The sequence below is a fragment of the Geodermatophilus arenarius genome (genome assembly GCF_042654585.1).
In the GTDB taxonomy this organism is placed as follows: Bacteria; Actinomycetota; Actinomycetes; order Mycobacteriales; family Geodermatophilaceae; genus Geodermatophilus; species Geodermatophilus arenarius.
Genome location: NZ_JBHSGR010000007.1, coordinates 24,033 through 31,611, shown reverse-complemented (window position 1 = coordinate 31,611; position 7,579 = coordinate 24,033). Strand labels below are relative to the sequence as shown.

The 7,579-nt window shown below is 75.7% G+C and carries 8 protein-coding genes; 3 read left to right on the top strand and 5 right to left on the bottom strand.

Annotated features, from left to right (window positions below):
* Positions 1-47 precede the first annotated feature (47 nt).
* Positions 48-410, bottom strand: a complete 363-nt coding sequence (gene aroH, locus ACFO3M_RS08120) for a chorismate mutase (RefSeq protein ID WP_387988068.1) — start codon at positions 408-410, stop codon at positions 48-50.
* A gap of 338 nt (positions 411-748) precedes the next feature.
* Between aroH and ACFO3M_RS08115 the strand changes: the two genes are divergently transcribed.
* The 3 genes from ACFO3M_RS08115 to ACFO3M_RS08105 all read left to right on the top strand — a co-directional run bounded on the left by ACFO3M_RS08115 (position 749) and on the right by ACFO3M_RS08105 (position 2,875).
* Positions 749-2,152, top strand: a complete 1,404-nt coding sequence (locus ACFO3M_RS08115) for an FAD-binding oxidoreductase (protein WP_387988067.1) — start codon at positions 749-751, stop codon at positions 2,150-2,152.
* Positions 2,153-2,285: 133 nt separating this feature from the next.
* Positions 2,286-2,624 (top strand): hypothetical protein, encoded by a 339-nt coding sequence (locus ACFO3M_RS08110; RefSeq protein ID WP_387988066.1) that lies wholly within the window; start codon positions 2,286-2,288, stop codon positions 2,622-2,624.
* The gene (locus ACFO3M_RS08105; protein WP_387988065.1) at positions 2,621-2,875 is read left to right on the top strand and encodes a hypothetical protein; all 255 of its coding nucleotides are present in this window, start codon (positions 2,621-2,623) and stop codon (positions 2,873-2,875) included. The genes ACFO3M_RS08110 and ACFO3M_RS08105 overlap by 4 nt, the downstream gene beginning before the upstream one ends.
* A 15-nt stretch (positions 2,876-2,890) precedes the next feature.
* On the opposite strand, the gene ACFO3M_RS08100 is transcribed toward ACFO3M_RS08105, so the two are convergent.
* From ACFO3M_RS08100 to xylA, 4 genes are read right to left on the bottom strand one after another with little or no spacing between them, the layout of a single operon-like run.
* The gene (locus ACFO3M_RS08100; RefSeq protein ID WP_387988064.1) at positions 2,891-3,808 is read right to left on the bottom strand and encodes an aldose 1-epimerase family protein; all 918 of its coding nucleotides are present in this window, start codon (positions 3,806-3,808) and stop codon (positions 2,891-2,893) included.
* Positions 3,805-4,893 carry an ABC transporter ATP-binding protein gene (locus ACFO3M_RS08095; RefSeq protein ID WP_387988063.1) on the bottom strand — a complete coding sequence of 363 codons (1,089 nt, stop codon included), beginning with the start codon at positions 4,891-4,893 and terminating at the stop codon, positions 3,805-3,807. The genes ACFO3M_RS08100 and ACFO3M_RS08095 overlap by 4 nt, the downstream gene beginning before the upstream one ends.
* Before the next feature lie 49 nt (positions 4,894-4,942).
* Entirely contained in the window at positions 4,943-6,352 is a 1,410-nt protein-coding gene (gene xylB / locus ACFO3M_RS08090) for a xylulokinase (RefSeq protein ID WP_387988062.1), read from the bottom strand.
* Positions 6,352-7,536 carry a xylose isomerase gene (gene xylA, locus ACFO3M_RS08085; protein WP_387988061.1) on the bottom strand — a complete coding sequence of 395 codons (1,185 nt, stop codon included), beginning with the start codon at positions 7,534-7,536 and terminating at the stop codon, positions 6,352-6,354. Before xylA ends, xylB begins: the two co-directional genes overlap by 1 nt.
* Positions 7,537-7,579 lie beyond the last annotated feature (43 nt).

The following is a 7,579-nucleotide window of genomic DNA, read 5'->3' as shown; positions in this document are numbered from 1 at the left end:
CACTGCGCTGTCGCTCCGCGCAGTGGTCTCCGCTCGCTGACGCTCGCTCACTGCGCGATGTCCCGTCGCAGCGCCACGGCACCCCGCAGGTACACGTGCTGGATCTCCCCGCGCGGCCGCTCGGTCTCCACGTGCGCCATGAGCCGCAGCACCCGCGGCAGCGCGTGCGGCACGCCGATCTCGGTGGCGCACATCAGCGGCACGTCGCCCATCCCGAGCTCGCGCGCGGCCAGCGCCGGGAACTCCGAGACCAGGTCCGGGGTCGCGGTGAACAGGATGCTGATGATGTCGTCGTGGTGGAGGCCGTTGCGCTCGACCACGGTGCTCACCAGCTCCCGGGTGGCCTCGAGGACCTGTTCGCGCTCGTCGGCGTCCACCTGTGTCGCGCCCCGGATGGCCCGTACGGCCACGTGCACCCTCCTCGTTCGGTCCCGGCTCCCGGATCAGGGGTGCCCGGTCGAGTCTAGGTACCCCGCGCCACCTCCCGGTCGCCGGTGACCGCACCCGACGTCGCCCGGGGCGCCGCGGCCCGCTCGGCTCCTCCGGGAGCCGGTGATGACGGCGACCCCGGAGAGGACCGGCGGTGGCCGCGCGGCGACGGGCGGGGAGGGCACGCCGCCCCGGACGGTGCCCCTCCCGGGGCGCTCCTCCAGGCCCCCGGACGGCGGCGCACGGGACTAGGGTCGCCGCCGCGACCGGCGCGTGCTCAGCCCGCGGCGCGTGCGACTCGAGTCCTCGAGGAGCAGCCATGACCCAGGCACTGACGACACTGGCCGACCGGGTGACCGGGCAGGTGATCCGGCCCGGGGACGCGGGGTACGACGAGGCCCGGCGGGTGTGGAACGGGGCGATCGACGCGCACCCCGCAGCGGTCGTCCGCTGCGCGACCGCCGACGACGTCGTCGCCGTCGTCCGGCTCGCGCAGGACCAGCGGATGGAGCTCGCCGTCCGCGGCGGCGGCCACGGCGTGGCCGGGTTCGGGACGCGGGACGGCGCGATCGTGGCGGACCTGTCCCCGATGCAGCACGTCGACGTCGACGACGCGGCGGCCACCGCCCGGGCCGGGGGCGGCACGACCTGGGGACGGCTCAACGACGTCACCGCGGCCCACGGCACGGCCACGCCCGGCGGGATCATCTCGACCACGGGGATCGGGGGCCTCACACTCGGCGGCGGGATCGGCTACCTGAACCGCGCGCACGGGCTCACCTGCGACAACCTGCTCTCCGCCCGCGTGGTCACCGCCGCCGGCGAGCAGCTCACCGCCAGCGAGGACGAGCACCCGGACCTGTTCTGGGCGCTGCGCGGCGGCGGCGGCAACTTCGGCGTCGTCACCGAGTTCACGTACCGGCTGCACGCCATCCCGGAGAACGTCCTGGTCGGCCTGCAGTTCTTCGAGCTCACCGACGGACCGGCGGTGTTCGCGCACTTCCGGGACACGATCTCCGCCGCACCGCGCGAGTACGGCGGCTACCCCGCCATGCACCTGGCGCCCCCGCTGCCGTTCATCCCGGAGGACCGCGTCGGCGAGCCCTTCGCGGTCGTCGTCTCCTGCTGGACGGGGGACCCGGCCGACGGCGAGCGGTTCCTCGCCGGGATCCGCGGTGTCGCGCCGCCGGCCGCGGAGATGGTGGCCCCGATGCCCTACCCGGCCGTCAACGCGCTGTTCGACCCGCTGCTCCCACCGGGCACGCGGAGCTACTGGAAGAACGCCTTCGTCACCGAGCTGCCCGACGAGGCGATCGCGGTGCACGTCGAGCACGGGGCCCGCCTGCCGGTGGTCACCGGGACGATGCACCTGTACACGCTCGACGGCGCGCCGCGGGAGGTGGCGAGCGACGCGACCGCCTTCGGGCACCGGGACGCCCGCTACGTGGCCAACATCGCCGGCATGTGGGCCGACCCCGCGGACGACGAGCGCATGATCCGCTGGGTCCGCGACTACTTCGCCGCGCTGCGGCCGTACACCGAGCCGGGGGGCTACACCAACTTCGCCTCGGCGGACGACGCGCCCCGCGCGGCCGAGGACCTCGGCGCGAACCACGCCCGGCTGACCGAGGTCAAGCGCCGCTACGACCCGGACAACCTGTTCCACCTCAACCAGAACGTCCCGCCGAGCCCGGTGCCGCCGCCGCGTCCGCGTACTGCCTGACCCCGCCGCCCGGCCCGCCCCCACCGCGGACCGTGACGGGCCGCGCCCCTTGCGTGTCGGCCCACGGCGGACACGCCTGCCCCAGGGACCTAGGGCCCTGGGACGTTTCGGACGGATTCGTCACGGTCGGGGGGTGAGTCGAGAAGAGGCCCACCGCCGCACCCGTCCCTGCCGACGGCGCGTCCCCTCGGGAGCGCCCGCCACCCAGCGGGCACCCGAGGCCGGGGCCCGCCCGCTGCCCCCGCTGTCCACCGCGCGCACCGACCGGACCACCGGCGTCATCAGCGTCCGCGGCCGGCTCGACCGGATCGGCGCCGAGGCGCTGTGCCGGACCGTGACCGGGCTCCGGGGGCTGGGCCACCGGCAGGTCGTCGTGCGACTCGACGCGGCCACCGTCGCCGACGACGCCCGGGCGCTGCTCGCCGACCTCGCCCGCCGGATGCCCGCCGGCGAGCGCCTCGTCCTCCGGTGAGCGCGGACACGCGGCGCCGCGAGCACTGGACGATGGGCGCGGACGCGGTGCGCCCCCTCGAGTGCGGCGGGGAGTCGCTGGACCTGCCGATGGGCCGCCTGCACGCGGTGGGCGGCGACGGTCTGCTGGTCGGCCGGTCGGTGTGCCTGGCCCCGGTGACGCTGCTCGACCCGGCGGTGTGGTGCTGGCCCGAGGACCGGGACGACGCCGGCGACCCGCTGTGCTGGATCTGCCTCGCGCTGACGGCCTGACCCGCGCCCCGGCGGTCAGAGCGGGCGGATGCCCCAGGTGCCGGTCGTGGACTCCCCCGGCGCCAGCCGCCGCACCGCCTCGCCGGAGCGGAACGCGTCCGGCGGGCAGGTCATCGGCTCGACGGCGAGCCCGTGCCGGCGGCGCGACGGCGGCTCGACGACGTCGCCGGTGAACACCTGCAGGTGCCCGTAGGAGGCGTCCATCCAGACGACGGCGCCGCTGCCGTCCGGGCGGACCAGCCGCACCTCGGCGAGGCCGTCGGCGTCGCGGGCGAGGTCGGTGAAGCAGTCGTCGACCACCAGGTCGCCGACCCGCCGTCCGGCGCGCAGGTCGAACGGCGTCCCCTCCACCGGCTCGCGGCCGACCGGCAGCAGCCGGTCGTCGGTCAGCAGCCGGGTGGCCGCGGGGAGGGTGAGGGTGCAGTCGTCGACCCGCAGCCCCGGGCCGGCGGCGAGGTAGGGGTGGTGGCCCTCGCCGTAGGGCAGGTCGGTGCCGCCCTCGTTGGTGGCGGTGGTGGTCACCCGCAGGCCGTCGTCGGTGAGCTCCCACGCCACCTGCAGCCGCAGGGTGAACGGGTAGCCCGGCTGCGGGTGCAGCACGTACCCGAGGACCACCCGGTCCTCGGCCCGGTCGAGCACGCGCCAGGGCACGTGCCGCACCAGGCCGTGGATCGCCGTCCCCCGCTCCGGCTCGGTCACCGGGGTGACGTGCCGGACGCCGTCCCAGGACCAGACGCCGTCGCGCAGCCGGTTGGGCCAGGGCGCGAGCACGTGCCCGCGCACGTCCGCGGCCATCTCGGCCACGTCGTAGCCGTCGACGACGTCGCGGCCGCCGGCCCGGTAGGTGCGCAGGCCGCCGCCGACCTCGACGACGACGGCCTCGGCGTCCCCGCGGCGGAGGACGTGCTGCTCGCCGGTGGGCGGGAGGCTCACCCGAGCCGCTCGCCGTCGACGGTGGAGAACAGGTGCACGTGCCCGGCGCGCGGCGTGACGTGCACCCGGTCGCCCTTGAGCGGCGGGCGGCGCCCGTCGACCCGGACGGTGACGGTGTGCCGGGTCCCGTCGAGGTCCGCCCCGTCCAGGAGGGCATGGCCGTACACGTAGGCGTCCGCGCCGAGCTCCTCGACGACGTCGACCTCCACCGGGATGCCGTGCTCGCCGACCTCGAGGTCCTCGGGCCGGACGCCGAGCACCACCCGGTCGGCGGCCGCCCGGCCGAGCACCTCGCGCTCGACGGGGTGGACGGTGTCGCCGAACCGGACGCCGCCGTCGGCCACCGGCAGCTCGACGAGGTTCATCGCCGGGGAGCCGATGAAGCCCGCGACGAAGACGTTGCGCGGCCGGTCGTAGAGCTCGCGCGGCTTGCCCGCCTGCATGAGCAGGCCGTCCTTGAGCACCGCCACGCGGTCGCCCATGGTCATCGCCTCGGTCTGGTCGTGGGTGACGTAGACCGTGGTGATCCCCAGGCGCCGCTGCAGCTGGGCGATCTGGGTGCGGGTCTGCACGCGCAGCTTCGCGTCGAGGTTGGACAGCGGCTCGTCCATGAGGAAGACCTGCGGCTTGCGGACGATCGCCCGGCCCATGGCCACCCGCTGGCGCTGGCCGCCGGACAGCGCGCGCGGCTTGCGGTCCAGGTACTGCTCGAGGTCGAGCAGCTTGGCCGCCTCGCGCACCCGCTCGCCGATCTCGGCCTTGCCGATCTTGGCCATCTTGAGCGCGAAGCCCATGTTGTCGGCCACGGTCATGTGCGGGTAGAGCGCGTAGTTCTGGAAGACCATCGCGATGTCGCGGGCCTTGGCCGGCAGGTCGGTGACGTCGCGGTCGCCGATGAGGATGCGGCCGGAGTCGACGTCCTCGAGGCCGGCGAGCATCCGCAGCGACGTGGACTTGCCGCAGCCGGACGGGCCGACCAGGACGAGGAACTCGCCGTCCTCGACCTGCAGGTCCAGCGCGTCGACGGCCGGCCGGTCCGCCCCGGCGTAGATCCGGGTCGCGGAGTCGTAGGTGACGGTGGCCATGGGGGTGCTCCTCGGGGGTACGGCGACGGTGCCGGTGGTTCGGGGTGGATCAGATCCGGTTCGCGGTGAGGTCGCGGACCTCGGCGTAGCGCTCGCGGACGGCGGGGGTCGGGTCGGCCTCGTGCACCTCGGTGCCCGGCCGCGGCCACTCGGGTGCGGCGGCCGCGCCGGACAGCACCCAGGCGGCCTGGCGGGCGGCGCCGTCGGCCACGTACTCCCCCGGCGGCGGCACGAGCACCGGCACGCCGAGGACGGCGGGGGCGATCCGGCGGACCGCCTCCGAGCGGGCGCCGCCGCCGACGAGGAACACCCGCCGCACCTCCGCGCCGGTGGCGCGGACGGCGTCGAGGCCGTCGGCGAGGCCGCACAGCAACCCCTCCACGGCGGCGCGGGCGAGCGAGGCCGGGGTGGAGGTGGCCAGGGTCAGGCCGTGCAGCGCGCCGGTCGAGTCGGGGCGGTCCGGCGTCCGCTCGCCCTCCAGGTAGGGCACGAGGACCAGGCCGCCGGCGCCGGCCGGGGCCGACAGCGCCAGCCGGGACAGCTCGGCGTGGTCGACGCCCAGCAGCCGCGCCGTGGCGTCGAGGACGCGGGCGGCGTTGAGCGTGGCCACCAGCGGCAGGTAGTTGCCGGTGGCGTCGGCGAACCCGGCGACGGCGCCGCTGGGGTCGGCGGCCGGGGTCGTGGAGACGATCGAGACGACGCCGGAGGTGCCGATCGAGCAGACGACGTCGCCGGGCTCGGCCGCCAGGCCCAGCGCCGCGGCGGCGTTGTCGCCGGTGCCGGGGCCGAGCACGGCGCCGGTGGTGCCCGCCCACGCCACCGTCCCGGCCGCCTCGGCCGGGCCGAGGACCCGCGGCAGCACCGGGGTGCTGCCGAAGGCGCGCTCCAGCAGGTCGGGCCGGTACTCCCCCGTCGCGGCCGACCAGTAGCCGGTGCCGCTGGCGTCGCCGCGGTCGGTGACCAGCGCGCCCAGACCCGGCTGCCCGGCGAGCACCCAGGTGAGCCAGTCGTGCGGCAGGCAGACCGCGGCGGTGCGCTCGGCGTTGGCCGGCTCGTGCTCGGCCAGCCAGCGCAGCTTGGTGACGGTGAACGACGCCACCGGCACCAGGCCGACGGCGTCGGCCCACGCCTGCGGGCCGCCGAGCTCACGGGTGAGGTCGGCGGCCGCGCCGGCGGAGCGGGTGTCGTTCCAGAGCAGGGCGTCGCGCACGACCCGGCCGTCACCGTCGAGGCAGACCATGCCGTGCTGCTGGCCGCCGACGGCGACGGCGGCGACGTCGTCGAGCCCGCCGGCCTGCGCCACCGCCTGCTCCAGCGCGGCCGCCCAGGCCGCGGGGGCCACCTCGGTGCCCTCGGGGTGCGGCGCCCGGCCCTCGCGCACGAGGGCACCGGACGCCGCGTCCCGGACGACGACCTTGCAGGCCTGGGTCGAGGTGTCGACCCCCGCGACCAGGGCCATCAGCGGGCGCCGAGCAGGTGCTCGAGGGCCAGCTGCGACAGGCGGACCTGACCGCCGCGGCGGGCGCCGGCGGCCGCGGCGTCGAAGTCCTCGAACGCCGAGCGGTCGGCCAGCAGCTGCTCGTAGGTCTCGCCGTCGCCGAGGGTCGGCTGGGCGAGCTCGGGCACGGCGGCGTCGGCGAGGGCCTCCTGCACCTCCGGGTCGGCGCGGAACGCGGCGGCCCGCTCCTTGAGCAGCAGGTAGGTGCGCATGTTGGCGGCGGCCGACTCCCAGACGCCCTTGCCGTCCTCGGTGCGCAGCGGCTTGTAGTCGAAGTGGCGGGGGCCCTCGTAGCGGGCGCCGCCGGACGGGAAGCCGTTCTCCAGCAGGTCGACGGTGGCGAAGGCGGAGAGCAGGTCGCCGTGACCGAAGACGAGGTCCTGGTCGTAGCGCGGGCCCTTCTGCCCGTTGAGGTCGATGTGGAAGAGCTTGCCCTGCCACAGCGCCTGGGCGATGCCGTGCGTGTAGTTCAGGCCGGCCATCTGCTCGTGCCCGACCTCGGGGTTCACGCCCACCAGGTCGGCGTGCTCGAGGGTGTTGATGAAGGCGATGGCGTGGCCGATGGTCGGCAGGAAGATGTCGCCGCGGGGCTCGTTGGGCTTGGGCTCCAGGGCGAAGCGCAGGCCGTAGCCGCGGTCCTCGGAGTACTGGGCCAGGGTGTCGATGCCCTCGCGGTAGCGGTCGAGCGCGGCCTTGAGGTCCTTGGCGCTGTCGACCTCGGCGCCCTCGCGGCCGCCCCACAGCACGTAGGTCTGCGCGCCGAGCTCGGCGGCGAGGTCCATGTTGCGCATGACCTTGCGCATCGCGAACCGGCGGACGCCGCGGTCGTTGGCGGTGAGCCCGCCCTCCTTGAACACCGGGTGGGTGAACAGGTTGGTGGTCACCATCGGCACGACCAGGCCGGTGTCGGCCAGCGCCTTCTTGAACGCGTCGATCCGCTGGGTCCGGGCGGCGTCGTCGCTGCCGAAGGGGATCAGGTCGTCGTCGTGGAAGGTGACGCCGTAGGCGCCGAGCTCGGCGAGCTTGTGGACGCTCTCGACCGGGTCCAGCTCGGGCCGGGTGGCCTCGCCGAACGGGTCGCGCGCCGTCCAGCCGACCGTCCAGAGGCCGAACGAGAACCTGTCCTCACGGGTGGGCTGCGTCATGGGGTTCCTCCCGGGAACTCGACGGGGAGGCCGTGCGGGGATG

Excerpts from the sequence above, each read along its gene's own strand:
- ACFO3M_RS08115 (WP_387988067.1), top strand. The coding sequence starts at position 749 with ATGACCCAGGCACTGACGACACTGGCCGACCGGGTGACCGGGCAGGTG.
- ACFO3M_RS08095 (WP_387988063.1), bottom strand. The coding sequence starts at position 4,893 with ATGGCCACCGTCACCTACGACTCCGCGACCCGGATCTACGCCGGGGCG.
- xylB (WP_387988062.1), bottom strand. The coding sequence starts at position 6,352 with ATGGCCCTGGTCGCGGGGGTCGACACCTCGACCCAGGCCTGCAAGGTC.
- xylA (WP_387988061.1), bottom strand. The coding sequence starts at position 7,536 with ATGACGCAGCCCACCCGTGAGGACAGGTTCTCGTTCGGCCTCTGGACG.